Origin of the sequence: Sinobacterium norvegicum, assembly GCF_923077115.1 — a bacterium.
GTDB classification, from domain to species: domain Bacteria; phylum Pseudomonadota; class Gammaproteobacteria; order Pseudomonadales; family Sinobacteriaceae; genus Sinobacterium; species Sinobacterium norvegicum.
In genome coordinates, this window is record NZ_CAKLPX010000001.1 from 1,572,055 (window position 1) to 1,589,082 (window position 17,028).

Sequence of the window (17,028 nt, forward strand, 5' to 3'; positions counted from 1 at the left end):
CATCACCTGTGCGGTCACGAGAAAGCAAAACTCTGTCGTTCTCCATCGTCGCTCCAACACCACAATGCTGGTCACTACTCGGCGTCGATGATGAAATCTTGCTGCATTATACAGACATATTGATGAACTTTCGAAGACAGCGGTGTATTTATCCACAACAGCGACTGGGGTTGACTATACCGTGATTGCCAGCCGTGTAAGTTGTGTTGAATCAAGGCTATAATGTCTTGATTCGATTTAGGACTGATCATTAGCATGCATTACTACCGCGCCACCATCGCCTATAAAGGTACCGCGTACTTTGGCTGGCAGGCACAATCACTGGATACGCTGCACGAAGAAAAACCGACGGTGGAAGGCACTCTGCTCAATGCCTTGAGACAAATTTGCCGCCGCCAAAACTGCACGGTCTCCGCCGCCAGCCGCACCGACGGCGGTGTGCACGCCCAGGGGCAAATAGCCAAATTCACCCTGCCCCTCGAGATCAGCCCCGAGCGGCTACAGCAGGGCATGAATTCGTTGCTGCCCGCCGACATACGTATTATCGATTGTCAGCCCGCCAGCAAGCAGTACCAACCCAACCGCAGCAGTATCAGCAAGGAGTATCACTACTACTTTACCGCCGCCGCCATCGATAATGTGGCCAGCCACGATATCGCTCAGCATCTGCCGCTGGTTGTACCCACAGCCGAGACACTGCAGCTGCTCCATCAGGGCTGCCAGCTGTTTGTCGGCCAGCACGATTTCTATAATTTTTGCCAGCGCGATAAAAACGGTAACAGCTGCGTGCGCACGATCACCTACTGCGATATTCATGCCGCCGACTTGGGCCCGCTGACCGATAACGTCTACTACCTCAAAATCATCGGCAATGGGTTTCTCAAGTTTATGATCCGCTATGTCATGGGTGCCTTAGTCGAATTAGCCTGTGGTCGTATCAGCCTCGACGATATCCAGCGTTATATAGACCAGCACCAGAGCGATAAGCTCAGCGCCAAGGTCAAGCCCAGAGGGCTGCATCTGATGCGCATTGACGAGCAATAACCCCTGCCGCCATGACCCACTCTTCCTCCGTTAAGCTGACCCTGGTCACCACACTGGCCTTGCTCGCCTTTGCCAGCAACTCGGTGCTGTGCCGATTAGCACTGGGGGACGAGGCCATCGATCCCGTTGGCTTTACCGTTATTCGCCTGCTGTCTGCCATCACCGTCCTGGCGGCGCTGCGCCAGCTACAAAGACGGCGGGGTGAGCAAACTGCGCCATCGCCGCACTGGCTGGCGGCACCGATGTTATTTATCTATGCACTGACGTTCTCGTTGGCCTATGTCGAGCTCGATACCGGCCTCGGCGCCCTGGTGTTGTTTGGCGCCGTACAGCTGACCATGATTATCGCCCACCGGCTTGCCGGTCACCGACTGCATATCGGCGAGTGGCTCGGCTTGATAACCGCTTTTCTCGGTTTTGTTTATCTGGTGCTGCCGCAGCTGGGCACACCATCGCTCAGTGGTTTTATCTTGATGGCTGCCTCCGGTATTGCCTGGGGCATTTACACGCTGCTGGGACGACATTCGACCAACCCTCTGGCCGACACCGCCGGCAATTTTATTCGCACACTACCCTTTACCGCCTTGCTGACACTTTTCTATTGGCAGCAAATCCAGCTGACACCGCAGGGGATTGTCGTCGCTGTCACATCGGGGGCCATTGCCTCGGGGATTGGCTACGCCATTTGGTATCACGCACTGACGGGGTTGAGCGTCACACGGGCAGCCGTGGTGCAGTTACTGGTACCGGTACTCGCTGCCATCGGTGGTATTGTTCTGCTCAATGAGGTTTTAACCGTACGCTTAGCCGTCGCATCAGCATTGGTATTGGGCGGGATTTTACTGGTGGTAATGGGACGCCTACCGGCCGGCAAGCGTCACTAGGAAAAGTTTTACAGCGCTTGCTGAGCAGCGTCGCGGGCCTGCAGGGTAATCTGTTGCGTCAGTAATTTTCGCATCCGCAACAACCAGCCCTGCACTCTATCATTGTCGATTGCACACTTCTTTTTACAATCGGGCTTGTCGACAGAGACAAGGACAATCGTCAGCGCGCTATTATCATCACTGATCGTGGTATTGATCACATAGCCTTTGTGTTCAATGTCGACATGATAGACATTGTTGTTCACCGCACTGACCTGCCAGCCATTTCTCTCGACTGCGGTTTTTATCAGCAACGGCAACTCGGTAACAAAATCACCATAGTGGACAGGCTTGGCAAAGGCATCGTGTTGATAGGCATTGCTGTTCATACTGAACGCGGCCAGTAGCAAAAACATCAAAATCTGTTTCATTTTTTCTCTCCTAGCAATTGCTTCGCCTGCTGTTCAATACTGTTGCGTAAGTTGCGAACATACTTGTAATAACCGCCTGCGTTTTTGTAACAGATACCCTCGACGTTATTTTTACAGACCAGATCACCCCAGGCCTGATCATACTGCAACTGAATCATATTATTGTTAAAGGCAACCTTCATGATATTGGTGTCGCCGCGGTAATCGAATCGGGCCAAAATAAAGCCGTCGCCCTCACCCTCATACTGCCAGGCATAGCCCCTGGTGGTGACCATACCCTCCAGTATCACAAAGCGAATCTGCGCGGCACTCAATCCCTGCACAGAAATCTCACGGTGTACCTTATTGATATAGCGGTCGGGGGACTTTGGCCATAGCTTGCTATCAATAACCAACACTTGGGGCTGCGCCATCACAGCCATTGTTGACAACATTAAAATAGTGGCACCGAAAAATCTCAACATAGATAACATCTCATTTCGTTTTAACCCTGTTTATCATTACTACTGATTATTGGCACCTATGATGCTGAATTTTTTACTAAATGTATATTGATGGTGGCTAAAAATAGCACTTGTGTTGCTCTACTCGAGCGCGTAGGCATTGCCTTCTATGCTGAATTGATAATCAATTTTCTGCACCTTATCCTGCTCATCGCCGTGGCCTTTGCCTGTCAGCCAGATTGACTTGTCGCTGAGTCATCCACTGCGTATCAGTGCCACCATGGTCATCGGCGAAAATGTTAACGGTTGGTTTTCGAGTTTGGTTTGACGCATGAAGGCCTCAGCCCTTATTTCACTCTGCTAGCTTGAGGGTAAAGACCGGCTAAACACTGATACCGCGGATAGACAGCCCCAATCGAAAGCAATATATTAACCACTCACCTTCGCTTTCAGCACAGGCCTAAGGCAAAACGATGACTTTTTTAGAACACAAAATCCCGCCGCCTTTAGTCGCGGTAATCGCTGCCTTTTTTATCTGGTTAACCCCCGGTATCAGCGATCATGCCGTGCTGAGATTCGGCCTGGTCGCTATTTTTTTTATTCTGGCGGCTGTGTTTTTGCTCGCCGGGGCCGGCGCTTTTAAAAAAGCCGACACCACCGTCAACCCGCTGAAGCCAGCCACCGCCACAAGCCTGGTCACCAGTGGTATTTACCGTTATACACGCAACCCCATGTATGTCGGCTTTGTCTTAATGCTCTGCGCCTGGTCAAGTTTCCTCGCCAGCCTGTGGTCAGTCGTTTTTATTGTTGGCTATATTGTTTATATCCAGCGTTTTCAAATCGTACCCGAGGAGAGGTATCTGAACGAACTCTTTGGCCAAGACTATACCGACTACTGCCTCCGCGTTCGTCGCTGGCTCTGACACAGTCTGTAAAGCGCTATACTGGTACGATGAATTATCTCGCTCATTTACATATCGCCGAGGTCTGCCACAGCCACTTCGCCGGCAATTTACTCGGTGATTTCGTCAAGGGCAGCCCTGAACAACAGCACCCCGCCGAGGTTGCTGCCGGTATTCGCCTGCACCGTTTTGTCGATAGTTTTACCGACCAACACCCGCTGGTCAAACAAGCAAAAACGTTATTTGTCGATGAACGCAGACGCTATGCACCGATAGCACTGGATATGTTTTGGGACCACTGCCTGGCCAAACACTGGCAGCAGTATCACAGCAAACCGTTGAGCCATTTCAATCGCCATGCCGCCGCTGAGGTGGCGCGTTATCAAGACAATTTACCTGAACGCTACCAGCGTTTGATGCGCTATATGTGGCCTCAGCGTTGGCTTGAAAGCTATCAAGAGATTGACAATATCGGCTTATCACTTGCACGAATGTCGCAGCGTAGCCCACGGATGGCGCCTCTGGCAGACTGTATTATCGACCTGCAACAGCACTATCATGCACTGGAGGAAATCTTCCCTGAATTCTATCCGTTGCTGCTTACCGCCGCCCAGCAGCAAACGGTAAACCGCTGATTACTGCGAGCCTAAGGTGTTAACAATCATCGATTTAAACCACTGGTGCGCCGGACTATTGCGGGTTCGACGATGCTCGATCAAGTGAATACCAATATTCAGTTCATCATATTGCTGAAAAGAAAATACCGGTACGAAATCTGTCTGATAGCTACCCCGATCCATCATACGATGGGAGGCTATCAGTAGCTTATCCGAGCAACGCATTAACTCAGTAAGGCTGTCCAGTTGGCCGCTTCGATAGCAAATATCACGGTGTAGTTCTTGCCGCTGAAAGAATTCATCGATGGGGTTTTGATACTCACTATGAGACTGAATATCCAAAATTAAATCGACGTACTGATACTCTAAACACTGTTTTAGGGTAACTTTTTTGGATTTTTTCGCCAGCGGATGCGAACGATGCGCAAAGATCACAGGGTAGAGCGTATCCAACTGTGTCGATGAAAACTCATCATTATTTACCGGCGTGATATGGATAGAAAAGTCGACCAAACGATTCTTAAGTTGCTGCATAGGGTTGCTGGCAGCAGGGTATTCGGTAACAGCCGCCTTCGGTGCCTGGGCGATCATTTTTTTCATCAACGGGATGATTAACATCTTGCTCATCAAGGGCGGTAACGACAGATGAAAATTATGACTGCAGTCGGCAGAGTTGAAACTGGCGCTACTGATAATACTGTTGGCGTCAATCAACAAACTATCAATCTGCTCAGCCAAGGCCAGTGCCTTCTCCGTGGGCTGTAGGCCTTTTAGTTCTCGGTAAAACAACGGGTCGTCGAACAATACGCGTAAACGACCAAGCGTACGACTCATCGCCGGCTGTGATAAATATAATTTTTCCGCCGCCCTGCTGACACTGCGCTCTTTTAACAGCACACTGAGCGAGACTAACAGGTTGAGGTCGACACGGGATAACTGTTGCTCTAGGCTTCTCATAGTTATGCACTCGAATTATACTATTGCCGGTATATAATTTGTTGAAATCATATTGCAAACAAGCCGATATTACCAGCAAAGCTAGGACAGGAACCACCATGGCGACAGAGCGTCTAACCTTGATTATTAGCAGCTTATTTTTCTGCTCACAGGCATTAGCCTGGGGCGTTTTAGAGACGGAGGAGGTCGATGGCTTTAGTCGTTATTGTCACTACACTGACGGCGGTATTGTCACGGTAGACAGCACCGACCTGTGCCCGGCAAACAACACCGAGCACTCAACCAACAATGGCTCACCGTCGATAGAGGTCGATAATAAAAACGGGGGATTTGGCAGTCTCACGGAACAGCGCGTGGAAGGCTTTAGTCGATACTGCCACTATTCCAACGGCAGCATAACCACTGTCCCCAGCACCGATCTCTGCCCCATTAATAGCCCATAGGCAATGTCTTAACGTAACGTCGCGCCCTTAAAATAATACACTCGCTGCTCCAGCCCTCGACTATTGCGGCCGACAAAGACAAAGCCACTACGCTGCCAAACACCCTGACGCAGCGCTGGCGCTGACAACAGCTCTGAGCCTTCAAGCGATAAACAAAGACCGATGGCCATAGTGGCATTATCATTGTCAAACAATTGCTCAAAGCGCTGCTTAACAGCCATCAAGAGTGACAACCCCAAGCCCGTGCGACGATAGCGCTTGTCGGTAAAGCTACGCAGATGAAACAACGGCTGGCCAATCAATTCATGCTTGCCGACATAGCCACTCATCACACTACCGACATGCCCTTGATGGCGGGCGACAGCAACAACCTGCGACAACCGGGCGACAGCCGTTTCCCTATCAGGCAACGCGTTGGTCGACAACCAAAAATCAATCAGTTCTTCCGCCGCCTGTCCCGCCGGCTGTTCAGTATTAATATAAAATTCAACCTGAATATCTTGCTGCTGTGAAGACATTAATGCTGGCACCATTTCTTTGTTTTTAATTGGCTTACTGTAACATGGTTGTTGCATCAAGGGCTTCAGGTTTATACTGTTCCTTCCTTCCTGTGTCAAAAATACCAAACAACTGCCATGACGTTTAAACTACCCGAGAGCTTCGGTCAACGCCCCTTCGCCCGCAAACACTTTCGCAACATCGCGCAATGGGCGCTGACTCATCATCCTTTTTACCAGCGCCGCGGATTAACACAGGACGGCGAAATTCCACTGCTTAGCCGTGACGATATTCTCGACAACAACACACTGCTACTCAATAACCACCCCATCACAGCAACAACCTCCGGCTCTACCGGGGTACCGGTAAAAATCTCTTGGTCGGAGCAACGTAAGAACATAGAGCGCAAGGCAAGCGAACGCTTTATTAGTTGGTTAGGCGGTCGCCGTAGTGTCATTCGCTTTATTCACGATGACACCCCTGCAGACAACCTGTTAGATGTGAACAGCAGCATCGCCGATCAGTTGATGATGATTGAACATCGCCGCCACATCAGCGACGCCATCACTACCTACCCGAGCAATGCTGAAAGACTGTGCCGAGCGGTCATTGAACAGCGACTCGATATGTCACACATTCAGCGCTTTGGTGTCTATGCCGAAGTGTTTGAGGCCGAGCAGGAAGTACTGATTCGTCAGGCCTTTCCCAACGCCCAAATTTGGAGCACATACAGCTCTCAAGAGTTTGGCATGATTGCAGGACGCTGCCCGCACAACCCCCGATATCATCACATTATGGCCGGAAAAATTGGGGTTGAAATCCTTGACGACAGCGGTCAGCCCTGCCCACCAGGCCAGATTGGGCGGCTGGTTATTACTGATTTTTTCAATCAAAATTCACCGCTGATTCGCTACGACATTGGTGACCTTGCCGCATGGGGAGAATGTGACTGCGGCCAAATAGACCTACCATCCATCGAACAAGTTCTCGGTAAAATACGCGGTTCTTTAGTCCATAAAAACGGCGAGCGCATCCCCTTTACCCATCTCTCCGTGGCCCTTAGAGACATCGAATCGATGCGTCAATACCAGGTCATACAAGAACAACTGGAGCGGTTTACTCTACGGCTGGTCAACCCTAGAGGCAGTGAAGACGATACCTTACGAGAAGAAGTTCACCAGGTGTTTTACCAACACTTTGGCTACCAAACAGACATCACTATTGTGTTTGAAAAAAGCATAGAGCGGGAGCAAAACGGTAAGTTCTATTCCTCGATCTGCCGCTTATAACGTCAATCTATTACCGCGCCGGGAAAATAATAGACATATACCTTCTGTTGCTGGGCATTATCACCGATGTAAACAAATGGCGCTGGCTTCCATACCGCCTGATTTAAATGTGATTTTAATCCGGGGTTTTCAACCTCGGCAATCATTCCAATGCAGCTTTGGTCTTTACCGGTTACAAAATCTTGCTCTAACGATGCTAATAATTTGTGAAACATCTTCAGTGAGAGATACGATAACCGATGCTCGGGCCTGACAAAGGAACGAATATGGTAGAAGGATTTACCCAATTGCGAGTTCACCTGTGGGTAACTGGTGTAAATCCCCGCCAACTCACCCTGCCCATCATAGGCAAGCTGAGCCACTTGCTTTAGACGCTGTTGCGCATCGACAGTGCTCGGCAAAGCCCTGCCCTGCTGCCACATCGCTAACACCTGCTGTTGCTGCTGTTCGGTAAGACCGGTGCGGCTGTCAATTATTTGATACTGCTCAGTCATTGGCCTACTCCTATTGTGTCATCGTCTGCTGGTTTGCATCCACGGGCATATCTCAACCCCCAGGGCAACAACCACTCATCGCTCTCCAAGGCTCGGCATAAACCCAGTTCTTGTTCTAACGCCAGGGCAATATCTTGCAGAGAGATACCCTGCAAGAAAAACAAATCACGACAAAAGCTGGCCGCCTCTCGCTGGTTGTTGAACTGCCAATGTAGCGGCTCAAAGCATTCCTCTACATCGATCAAACCCTGATGCAACATCAACTCTGAAAACTCTCCATCACGGAAAAAGTAACCATCGTGACCATCCGGGGTGTAGCGGTCGACAAAACCATTGAGAAACTTGCCCACATCAGAGCCCAGTTCAACATCAGCCACCGCCAGCACACCATCGGGCTTTAATAATTGCTGCCAAGTCTTAAATACTGGCCGGCGATCAACAATATGATGTAAACCGGCCAGGCTTCCCAGTGCATCGAGGCTCCGACCCGGCAACTGGATGCTATCAAGCTGGTTATGTAAAACGTTAAAGCCTGGGTTGATCTGTTCGCTGAACTGGGTCGAGGGCTCAATGCAGTAAACCGTGATATCACCCCGCTGCTGGTTGACGCCATCGGATAGGTAACCGCCACCGGCTGGTGCATCGCAAAATACGCCATCTGCAGGCAGGTGTAACCGGCGTATTAATTGCTGCCGCTCCTCTTCCCTTGCCTGGGGGTGCTCGATACAAGCACGGTTATACGACTCGCCTCTGACATCAAAAATCTGCTGGTAATCTAACCGATTCACAGAGTGTTACCTTTTAAAAATTATTGTGCGCTGGTGTTTGATAGGCAATCTTCGACTTTATTGCTGACCGAAAGCAATCACTTTCTTACTTTAACAATATTTATTTAGTGTGAAGCACGACACATATAGCCCGAAAAATTGATCCATGTTAATATCGCCCATAAGTAATTATACCTATATGAAAATACTTGCATAACAATCAATACAAAACTAAGTCTTTTCATTAGAGCTAACCCTTTATCTCAGCGTCTATGTCTCAGGTTATTTGGTCGCTATTAAAAAACTGATCACCATAAGAAAAGGTTTTCTATGTCGTCTCTTCCGTTCAAATCGAAGTTAATCCCCATTGCTATTTCACAAGCGTTATTAGCTCAGGGTGCACTGGCCGCGCCTTTCACTACAGTCTCATTGGCGGACGGTGATAGCTTTACTGAAGTTCAAGTCGGCAGCGATACGGTTGAGGTGCTCTCTCCTGATAATTTTGGTGGCCAAGACGACGCGGGTATTGAAGTCACGCTCGGTAATAGCAGCTCGGTGACCACCAGTGCCACCGCTAACGGTGCTTATGGCAAAGGTGCGCTACCGACAAACAGAACCGCCCGTTCAACGGCCGTCTATGCGGAATCACTCGATGGCGGAGGAGATGTTACCGTCACCCTGAACAACGGCTCATCAATTAGTAGCAGTGCCAGTGCCGCCGATGCTGATGGCGCCGCATATGCCGAAAAATATTCGGCACACAGTTATAGCAAGGGCATAGATGCGGATAACTACTCAGGTAAAGGCGGAGATGATGCTCGTACAACTATCGAGTTAAGCGGCGCTACTATTAATGTCGACAGCGACGCCTCAGCCAATGGTTTTAGCTATGCTGAGAGCAAGGCAATAGACAGCCGAAACTATAGCAACTACGACAGCAGTAGTAGTAACCAAGTGAATATCAACGACAGCACACTGACAGTTTCTGCGTCTGCTGTCAGTAAGGAAGGTGGTTCTGCTCGCACCAGTACCGGCGTCATTGATATTAGCAGCGAAAGCAAATATGAGAACAGTACTAACACCGTTACTCTGACCAACAGCACGCTCAACACAGAGAACACAGAGAACACAGAGAACACAACATCCGATACCATTTACGCTAGTGCCACTGCGGTGCACCAACGTTCTTATTCGGAGTCAGGGGAGGCCAACAATACTACCACCTTGAGTGGCAGCACGATCAACCAAAATACAACAGTCACCCCCCTGACTGGTGAAAGCACCAATATCAATATCGATCAAGACGGTATCGATATTGTAAGCAACACAAAATATAGCGAAAGCGGTGATAATAAGAATACTGTCACTCTGAGCGACAGCGCTATTGACCAGCGCATTACGGTTTCTGCCGGCAGCGTCAGCAATACCAACGTTAATGCATCTAACGGCGCAATTGAACTCGAGAGCAGTAATTATTCTGGTACCGAAGCGGTTACCAGCAACAGTGTCACCCTCAACAACAGCGACCTGACACAACAAACCAATCTCAGCACCGGTGACGGCGACAGCAACGAGCTTTACAGTGAGTCTTCGGCCATTATCGTCGATGGATATAGCGAGTACGCCGGCAAGGGTGGCCCTGGTGGCTATGTCAGCACTAATGGCATTAACACGATCACGCTGAATAACAGTCTGATCTCTCAGCAAAGCAAACTCACCGCTGGCAGTGGTGATAATAGTGAATTAAGCAGCTATGCCGAAGCGATAACAGTTCAGCCCCAATCAAACTCCCCTGTTGTCAGCGCAGTGACGAAACTCAACAATAGCTCGATCGAGCAAACAGCAGTACTCAGTAATAACGGCGGCGACGATGCCGAGCAAGACGTTCACCTGGGTGGCATCTATAGCAACAGCAAATACAGTAACAATTACGGTGAGGGTGTTAGCGACGAAACAGCAACATCTACCCAATCCATGGTTGAGCTCAATACCGCATCAGTCATACAGACAAGCACTCTAACACTCGGCCAGGGTGATGAACTCGACGCCGACAGCAATTTACAGGCAATATTTTCTAGCGCCACGTCTAAATATGGTAATTCAGCCAGCATTGTCAACCTCAACGCCGACAGCAAGATTCAGCAGCAAACAACGATCACCGCTGCCGATGGTAATGATATCGATCTGGATAGCCGTCAAGACGCAATCAATAACTTCGGCTTCTCAAGTGGTTATGGCGATAGTTTCGTCGTAGTCAGCCTGAACGATAGCGTTATCGAGCAAACGGCTAATCTCACCACAGGCAGTGGTGAAGACCTTGACTTAGATGCCGATTCGGAGGGTATTAACAGTTTCAACTATTCGGAAGGTGGCGATTTCATCCATCTGGTCGAACTCAACAACAGCGATATCATTCAAGCAAGCACACTGACCACCGGTGCCAACACAACCGATACTGATTTAGAAAGCGACCATGACGCAATCGACTTTGAAGCCGTTTTTGTCAGAGGTGAAGAAAATCTGTTAGAGGCTGCCAACACCGTCTCATTGAGCAATAGTGCGATAGCACAATCTGCTCAGCACACGTTAGGCAGTGGCGATGAAAATAACAGTGATATCTTCCTGCGAGCGATCGACGTCGATACCGGCAACTATGCTGAAACCGCTAACGATGTTACCTCTACCACCACCGTCTCTCTAGACAACAGCTCGATCAGCCAATCGACCAGCCATACTATTGGCGCAGGTAACTACACCGATGTTGAGACCTATATCACGGCTGTCGATGTTGATACTGATGGCAATTACAATAATGACAGTATCGTCAGCCTGACGGATAGCCAAATAACAATCGATAGTGCAATGACTATTGACGGCGGCAATTATATCGACGTCAGTCATTACGCCGAAGGTGTTGTAGCTAGTTTCGATGCCGATGGCGACCTCAACACGTCGACCGTCACCTTGAACAACAGCACCATCGCACTCAGCTCGGACATCGCATTAGGTTCGGTCAGCAACAGTTACGCTGAGAACAGCCTAAAGGGCATGTATATCGAAAGCTACGCTGACGGTGACAACGGCGATGGCGCCAACGCCACCACGGTGTCAATCAACAACAGCCAGCTCTCGACCCTGATCAATACCACCAGCACCGGACGCGAGGTTGCGGAGGGTGAATATAACTACAGTGAAAACACAGCTGACGCTGCCAGCCTCGATATACAAGCCGAGGGGCGGATATCGAATACCGTTAAAGTCACCATCGACCAAACCACGATAAACGATAGCGTCACCATCGACAGCGCCGGCCAATATGCTGATGCAGAAGCGGAGCCCGTCGATATCAGGGCAGACTCTTACGGTAATACTGATGTCAATGTCACTATTACCAATAGCGAAATCAACGCCAATACAGCGGTTGTGTTTAAATCTGCTGAGCCCACTGAAGATGATTACAACGAAGGCTATGGTAATAGTGATATCGAGCTGATCGATATCAGTGCCGACAGCCGAAGCGAGCTAGCCGACGGCAGTGAACGCAGCCGTGCAGAATTAACAATCAGTGACACGACTTTAAACGCCACTGCAACGATCAATGACAAGGGCGGCAATGGCGAAAGCGATGCCAATATTGATATCATCGAGTTTGATGCCGATGGAAAATACGCCAGCTCCGAGGCGGTTATCTCGCTCAATAATGTCACCGCAACCGCTAATGCCAGCGCACGCAGCGCCGGCGGCACCGACAACAGTTATGTGACCGCTACCGTCGATGGTATCGATGTCGATGCCTACACCTATACCTATGGCGAGGGCGATATTGACACTACCAGCAGTATCAATCTAACCCTGAGCGACACGACGATTAATATTGCTGCCGAGGCCACCATCGACAGCAACGTCTTTAATGAAGTGACGGCCAGTGCCGACGGTATTCGTGCCGAGAGTAGCAACCAGTGGGATCGTGAGAGCATCAACATCAACCTCGATAACGCCGATATTATTGTTGCCGCCACATCCAGCACATCAGCAAACAATACTGCCGAGTTCACCACAGAGGCCTATGGTATTGTCGTTAACAGCACCAATAGTGTCATCGACTTAACATCGTCTTCCATTGATGCCAGCGCCAGCACTAGCAGCACTAACGAAGAACAACAGGCGATGGCCTCGGCCATTCTGGTTGAGAGTGGCGATGCCACCATCAGCCTCTCTGGCACCACGCTAACCGCCTCGGCCACCAATGGCCAAGCCTTTGGTATCTACGGCACACCGGATGTCATCGGCGATTACGAAACCTACTACGGTGCCGGTGACCTCACCATCAACCTCGATGCCGACAGTGCCATCAACGCACCGACAGCGGTCTTCGCCAGCGGTAGTTTGAACAACGCCGGTACTATTTACGGCTTGATCAATATCGACACCGTGAACAACAGCGGCTTCATCAGCGGCCACACCATTGCTCAACAGTTGACGGTTTCAGGCTTCCAACAGGGCACTGCTGAGGTTGATGAACTGACGGTAACCGCCGACGGTACTATCTCTTCATCGTTGTCTGCCGATACCGTGCCGACTGAAGCCAACTTCCAGGTAGCACAAACAGCCGCACTGGCCGATGGCGCAACTGTCGATGTCGAATTTACTGGCTTTAGTCTTTCCTACTTCTTCAACGAATACCTCGTCTTAGAAGCCGGTGAACTCGATGCTACGCAGGACAACTTGGCACTGGTCGATGGCTTCGCACTGCTCGATGCAGTCTGGTCCGATAGTTTTGGCGATAATACCCTGGCCGTTAGCTTCGAGGTAGCTGACTTCAGTCAGTACGCCAATACCAACAACGGTAAACTCGCCGCCAATGCCCTGCGCAGCCGCCTAGTGGAATACCTCAGTGAAATAGAGCCTTCCGCTGATGCCCAAGTACAATCCGCAGTGTCTGTGTCCTCAGCCAGCGTTGCTGCACCACAGGGACTGTATGACTTCCTTATTGAAGTGAATCAGGCCAATCACTGGGATCAATTAATTGACTCTGCCAACGGTGATAACATCGCCGCCCTGAGCGAGTCAGATCGCGTCGTCGGTAATTATATCCAGCGTCAACTGGCCGGCAGCACAGGCCTTAACTCCGGTGACGAGGCCTCTGTTCGCAACGGCTTATGGGTACAGGGCCTCTACAGCAAAGGCGAACAGGATCGCAATGGCGAGAACCCAGGGTTTGACTCTGACACCACGGCGATTGCTCTAGGCTATGGTCGCGACCTGAACGACAACCTCACCATCGGTGCCGGTATTACCTACTCCGAAACCGAGGTTGATGGGCACACCGCCGGCCAAAGCCTCGAGAGTGATTATGTCTCACTACTGGCTTACGGGCAGTATCAGCATCAAGACTGGTTTGCCAATGCTGTCATCAGCTATGGTCTGGCATCCAATGATGACGAGCGCCGTGTTGCCTCTGAACAGTTAAGCTCGAGCTATGACAGCGATAGCTTCTCAATACGCGCCCAAGTGGGCCACGACTTTGGCTTCAATAATGGCATCGTCTTAAGCCCACGCGGTGAATTCCGATACAACTACATGAGCGTCGACGGATATCAAGAGCAGGGCGGCACCTTCGCCGCTCTCGAAGTTGATAGCCAGTCTTATGATGTCGTCGAGTTTGGTGCCGGTCTCAACCTGGCAAAAGCCTACGATACTCAATACGGTCTATTCACTCCGCACCTGGATGCCGGCATCTACTATGACACCAAGGGCGATAATGTGCAGATGAGCAGCCGCTTTATTGCCGGTGGTCCAGGCTTTGTTGTTGAAGGTGAGGAGCCCGATCAAACCAGCTTTACCACCACTGCAGGTGTCGACTGGGATATGAACGACCAACACAGTCTGCGCTTAGATTATCAGTACTTCGGCAATGGAGACTTCTCGTCTAACTCACTGATGGCTAAATACCATTACGCGTTTTAAACCGACGCAGGCAGTAGCGATATAAACCGCCACTGTAAACTGTAAGATGGCTGGCTCTATGAGCCGGCCTTTTTTTTCGCTATATTGGTTAAAAAATTGAGATAAGCGCTATGAAACAAGACGCATCGACCTCCGCCCGCATTGTTGGCGATGATGTTCAAGATGAGATCAACAACCCTTTTCACCTGACCTTTTCAAAGGGCATGATCAGCTGGATGACTCAGCTTAACGTCGCCCTGGCCTTTACCACCTATACCGCTGGTAAATTAATACTGGCAGGCCCCAACCGTGGCCATCTGACTGTTTCAGAGCGAAATTTTGGCCGCGCCATGGCCATGTGGCCGACCGACAATGGGCTGCTATTGAGTACCGAATACCAAATTTGGCGGTTTGAAAACGGCCTCAAACCAGGCCATCAATACGAACAGTGGGATAAGATATTTTTACCCCGAGCCTGCCACGTCACCGGCGCCGTCGATACCCATGACTTTGCCTATGACAAAGACGGCAGAATGCTCGCCGCCATTACTCTCTATAACTGTATTGCCACCATCGATGACAGCGGCTGTTTTACCCCGCTTTGGAAGCCTGAGTTTATCAGTGACATCAGCGGTGAAGACCGCTGCCATCTCAATGGTTTTTGCATGGAAGATGGCGAACTGGCCTATGCCTCAGTCGTCGGCGCCTCCAATACGGCTCAGGGCTGGCGCGATCACCGCGTCGACGGCGGCATGATTATCGATACACGCACCAATGCGGTAGTGTGCAGCGGCCTGTCAATGCCGCACTCTCCCCGTCTTTATCAGGGCAAGCTATGGATTTTAGAGGCTGGTACAGGCTGGTTTGGTTACGTTGATATCGACAGCGGTGAGTTTATCAAGGTGACCTGGTGCCCAGGCTTTACCCGCGGTTTACGCTTTTTTGGCGGCTTTGCCCTGGTGGGTATATCCAAGCCTCGACACAAGACCTTTCAAGACCTTCCCCTCGACGAACAGTTAAAGCAGCGTGACTGCGAACCCGAATGCGGCGTCTATATCATCAACCTCAACAGCGGCGAGGTAGAGCATCGGCTGACGATTACCGGCTCGGTGGAAGAGATTTATGATGTCGGTCTGATCGAAAATACGCAATCACCAATGCTTGTTGGACTGCAGGGTAAAGAGGTGCGACGCTGGATACAGGTTGGAGAGGATAACCGTCAGCTATAAAAATATTGCCACTGAACCCCGCGTAGCCGGCAGCAACAATCAACGCTATTGTTTCTGTCGGAGACTCTCTTCAGCCGCCAAGGAGGCCGCCCAGATGCCAATGCTTACCCGCCGAAAAAAACACCTTACCGCCTTTCTTTTCGCGCTCATCGCAGGGCTGATCTCACTGCCCTGCCACAGTGCCGACAAGGCAGCCACCATAGAACATGGGGACAGCAACCCCAACAATATCAATCAGGCCTGGGACAGCATGCAACAACAGTGGCTTGAGACGGACCAATTTTGGCTGAGCAGCGCCGAGCAAGAGGGCGGTTTAACCTGGGGAACGCGCAGCGAGTATCCACCCTACGAGGCGGTAAAAGAGCGCGACACAATGATTATCGTCACCCATAACGGTCCCTGTATGATGGAGTTTTTCCACACTCGCTGGCGCCGCGCCAACGATGTTCGTCGCTGGAATGAGGTGATGAATGATTATCAAGGATGTGCCACGGTATTTGATTAAATCCGCTTATCTGTTCACTACCGGGAACTTAATCATCGCCGACACACTCAAATTAACAAACATTGATGTTAAGGTGGAAGACAATGATCAAAATGCGCAACGCACTGATGACACTACTATTGCCGATTGGCCTGTGCTTTAACGCCAGTATTAGTCATGCCACAGAGACCGCCGCCGAAGTAATGCTACCGGCCTATAGCACAGAGTATTCGCCCAAACGAAACCCCTTCGATGATGCCAACAAGGCTATTGCCCTCGCCCATGCAGAGAATAAAAACGTCTTTATTGAGGTGGGCGGTAGCTGGTGCGGCTGGTGTTATAAGTTCGACGCCACGCTGAAGAAGAACCGCGAACTCAATCAGGCTTTTTACCAACAATTCGTGGTGCTCAAGGTCAGCGTCGACGATGAAAACGACAACGCCGAATTCATTAAAGGGCTGCCGCCGTTTACCGGCTATCCTCACTTCTTTGTCGCCGACAGTCAGGGGAAAGTTTTTCTGTCCCAAACCCCAACTGACTTTGTCGCCGATGGCGAATTTGTTGACCAACGTATTGTTAATTTTATCGATGCCGTCGCCCAACGCACCGCATCGCAATAGG

The 17,028-nt window shown here is 50.4% G+C and carries 17 protein-coding genes; 10 read left to right on the forward strand and 7 right to left on the reverse strand.

The genetic code is table 11. The annotated features are described in order from the left end of the window. Positions 1-74: 74 nt before the first annotated feature. Positions 75-257 carry a hypothetical protein gene (locus L9P87_RS07025; RefSeq protein ID WP_237443966.1) on the reverse strand — a complete coding sequence of 61 codons (183 nt, stop codon included), beginning with the start codon at positions 255-257 and terminating at the stop codon, positions 75-77. On the opposite strand from L9P87_RS07025, the gene truA reads away from it, so the two are divergent. Together truA and L9P87_RS07035 are read left to right on the forward strand one after the other, a co-directional pair. Further along, positions 256-1,044 carry a tRNA pseudouridine(38-40) synthase TruA gene (truA, locus tag L9P87_RS07030; protein ID WP_237443967.1) on the forward strand — a complete coding sequence of 263 codons (789 nt, stop codon included), beginning with the start codon at positions 256-258 and terminating at the stop codon, positions 1,042-1,044. The two genes, L9P87_RS07025 and truA, sit on opposite strands and share 2 nt — an antisense overlap. Before the next feature lie 11 nt (positions 1,045-1,055). After that, on the forward strand, positions 1,056-1,928 hold the full coding sequence (locus L9P87_RS07035; RefSeq protein ID WP_237443968.1) for a DMT family transporter: 873 nt from the start codon (positions 1,056-1,058) through the stop codon (positions 1,926-1,928). Positions 1,929-1,936: 8 nt separating this feature from the next. Here L9P87_RS07035 and L9P87_RS07040 read toward each other — a convergent pair whose 3' ends face one another. Together L9P87_RS07040 and L9P87_RS07045 are read right to left on the reverse strand one after the other, a co-directional pair. Continuing rightward, a complete protein-coding gene (locus L9P87_RS07040) occupies positions 1,937-2,338 on the reverse strand; it encodes a hypothetical protein (protein WP_237443969.1) in 402 nt (133 codons plus the stop codon). After that, on the reverse strand, positions 2,335-2,802 hold the full coding sequence (locus L9P87_RS07045) for a hypothetical protein (protein WP_237443970.1): 468 nt from the start codon (positions 2,800-2,802) through the stop codon (positions 2,335-2,337). The genes L9P87_RS07040 and L9P87_RS07045 overlap by 4 nt, the downstream gene beginning before the upstream one ends. A gap of 452 nt (positions 2,803-3,254) precedes the next feature. Here L9P87_RS07045 and L9P87_RS07050 point away from each other — a divergent pair, with 452 nt between their 5' ends. Together L9P87_RS07050 and L9P87_RS07055 are read left to right on the forward strand one after the other, a co-directional pair. After that, the gene (locus tag L9P87_RS07050) at positions 3,255-3,704 is read left to right on the forward strand and encodes a methyltransferase family protein (protein WP_237443971.1); all 450 of its coding nucleotides are present in this window, start codon (positions 3,255-3,257) and stop codon (positions 3,702-3,704) included. A gap of 29 nt (positions 3,705-3,733) precedes the next feature. Beyond that, complete coding sequence (locus tag L9P87_RS07055; RefSeq protein WP_237443972.1) at positions 3,734-4,318, forward strand: acyl carrier protein phosphodiesterase; 585 nt, start codon at positions 3,734-3,736, stop codon at positions 4,316-4,318. Here the strand turns inward: L9P87_RS07055 and L9P87_RS07060 are convergent, their stop codons facing one another. Then, positions 4,319-5,257 (reverse strand): LysR family transcriptional regulator, encoded by a 939-nt coding sequence (locus tag L9P87_RS07060; protein WP_237443973.1) that lies wholly within the window; start codon positions 5,255-5,257, stop codon positions 4,319-4,321. It abuts the gene before it with no gap. A 98-nt stretch (positions 5,258-5,355) separates the two neighbouring features. Between L9P87_RS07060 and L9P87_RS07065 the strand changes: the two genes are divergently transcribed. Further along, positions 5,356-5,700, forward strand: coding sequence for a hypothetical protein (locus L9P87_RS07065; protein ID WP_237443974.1), 345 nt, complete (start codon positions 5,356-5,358; stop codon positions 5,698-5,700). An 8-nt stretch (positions 5,701-5,708) separates the two neighbouring features. Here L9P87_RS07065 and L9P87_RS07070 read toward each other — a convergent pair whose 3' ends face one another. Then, positions 5,709-6,275, reverse strand: coding sequence for a hypothetical protein (locus L9P87_RS07070; RefSeq protein WP_237443975.1), 567 nt, complete (start codon positions 6,273-6,275; stop codon positions 5,709-5,711). 60 nt (positions 6,276-6,335) lie between these two features. On the opposite strand from L9P87_RS07070, the gene L9P87_RS07075 reads away from it, so the two are divergent. Then, positions 6,336-7,487 (forward strand): phenylacetate--CoA ligase family protein, encoded by a 1,152-nt coding sequence (locus tag L9P87_RS07075; RefSeq protein WP_237443976.1) that lies wholly within the window; start codon positions 6,336-6,338, stop codon positions 7,485-7,487. 2 nt (positions 7,488-7,489) lie between these two features. On the opposite strand, the gene L9P87_RS07080 is transcribed toward L9P87_RS07075, so the two are convergent. Both L9P87_RS07080 and L9P87_RS07085 read right to left on the reverse strand, forming a co-directional pair. Then, complete coding sequence (locus L9P87_RS07080) at positions 7,490-7,981, reverse strand: hypothetical protein (protein ID WP_237443977.1); 492 nt, start codon at positions 7,979-7,981, stop codon at positions 7,490-7,492. Continuing rightward, on the reverse strand, positions 7,978-8,769 hold the full coding sequence (locus L9P87_RS07085) for a class I SAM-dependent methyltransferase (RefSeq protein ID WP_237443978.1): 792 nt from the start codon (positions 8,767-8,769) through the stop codon (positions 7,978-7,980). The genes L9P87_RS07080 and L9P87_RS07085 overlap by 4 nt, the downstream gene beginning before the upstream one ends. 309 nt (positions 8,770-9,078) lie before the next feature. On the opposite strand from L9P87_RS07085, the gene L9P87_RS07090 reads away from it, so the two are divergent. From L9P87_RS07090 to L9P87_RS07105, 4 genes are all read left to right on the forward strand, one after another. Further along, positions 9,079-14,715 (forward strand): autotransporter outer membrane beta-barrel domain-containing protein, encoded by a 5,637-nt coding sequence (locus L9P87_RS07090; protein WP_237443979.1) that lies wholly within the window; start codon positions 9,079-9,081, stop codon positions 14,713-14,715. A 110-nt stretch (positions 14,716-14,825) separates the two neighbouring features. Next, the gene (locus L9P87_RS07095) at positions 14,826-15,923 is read left to right on the forward strand and encodes a TIGR03032 family protein (protein ID WP_237443980.1); all 1,098 of its coding nucleotides are present in this window, start codon (positions 14,826-14,828) and stop codon (positions 15,921-15,923) included. Next, complete coding sequence (locus L9P87_RS07100) at positions 15,898-16,428, forward strand: hypothetical protein (protein ID WP_237443981.1); 531 nt, start codon at positions 15,898-15,900, stop codon at positions 16,426-16,428. The genes L9P87_RS07095 and L9P87_RS07100 overlap by 26 nt, the downstream gene beginning before the upstream one ends. An 83-nt stretch (positions 16,429-16,511) precedes the next feature. Then, a complete protein-coding gene (locus L9P87_RS07105; protein ID WP_237443982.1) occupies positions 16,512-17,027 on the forward strand; it encodes a thioredoxin family protein in 516 nt (171 codons plus the stop codon). Position 17,028: the final 1 nt, after the last annotated feature.

Excerpts from the sequence above, each read along its gene's own strand:
- truA (WP_237443967.1), top strand. The coding sequence starts at position 256 with ATGCATTACTACCGCGCCACCATCGCCTATAAAGGTACCGCGTACTTT.
- L9P87_RS07025 (WP_237443966.1), bottom strand. The coding sequence starts at position 257 with ATGCTAATGATCAGTCCTAAATCGAATCAAGACATTATAGCCTTGATT.
- L9P87_RS07035 (WP_237443968.1), top strand. The coding sequence starts at position 1,056 with ATGACCCACTCTTCCTCCGTTAAGCTGACCCTGGTCACCACACTGGCC.
- L9P87_RS07040 (WP_237443969.1), bottom strand. The coding sequence starts at position 2,338 with ATGAAACAGATTTTGATGTTTTTGCTACTGGCCGCGTTCAGTATGAAC.
- L9P87_RS07045 (WP_237443970.1), bottom strand. The coding sequence starts at position 2,802 with ATGTTGAGATTTTTCGGTGCCACTATTTTAATGTTGTCAACAATGGCT.
- L9P87_RS07050 (WP_237443971.1), top strand. The coding sequence starts at position 3,255 with ATGACTTTTTTAGAACACAAAATCCCGCCGCCTTTAGTCGCGGTAATC.
- L9P87_RS07055 (WP_237443972.1), top strand. The coding sequence starts at position 3,734 with ATGAATTATCTCGCTCATTTACATATCGCCGAGGTCTGCCACAGCCAC.
- L9P87_RS07060 (WP_237443973.1), bottom strand. The coding sequence starts at position 5,257 with ATGAGAAGCCTAGAGCAACAGTTATCCCGTGTCGACCTCAACCTGTTA.
- L9P87_RS07065 (WP_237443974.1), top strand. The coding sequence starts at position 5,356 with ATGGCGACAGAGCGTCTAACCTTGATTATTAGCAGCTTATTTTTCTGC.
- L9P87_RS07070 (WP_237443975.1), bottom strand. The coding sequence starts at position 6,275 with ATGCAACAACCATGTTACAGTAAGCCAATTAAAAACAAAGAAATGGTG.
- L9P87_RS07075 (WP_237443976.1), top strand. The coding sequence starts at position 6,336 with ATGACGTTTAAACTACCCGAGAGCTTCGGTCAACGCCCCTTCGCCCGC.
- L9P87_RS07080 (WP_237443977.1), bottom strand. The coding sequence starts at position 7,981 with ATGACTGAGCAGTATCAAATAATTGACAGCCGCACCGGTCTTACCGAA.
- L9P87_RS07090 (WP_237443979.1), top strand. The coding sequence starts at position 9,079 with ATGTCGTCTCTTCCGTTCAAATCGAAGTTAATCCCCATTGCTATTTCA.
- L9P87_RS07095 (WP_237443980.1), top strand. The coding sequence starts at position 14,826 with ATGAAACAAGACGCATCGACCTCCGCCCGCATTGTTGGCGATGATGTT.
- L9P87_RS07105 (WP_237443982.1), top strand. The coding sequence starts at position 16,512 with ATGATCAAAATGCGCAACGCACTGATGACACTACTATTGCCGATTGGC.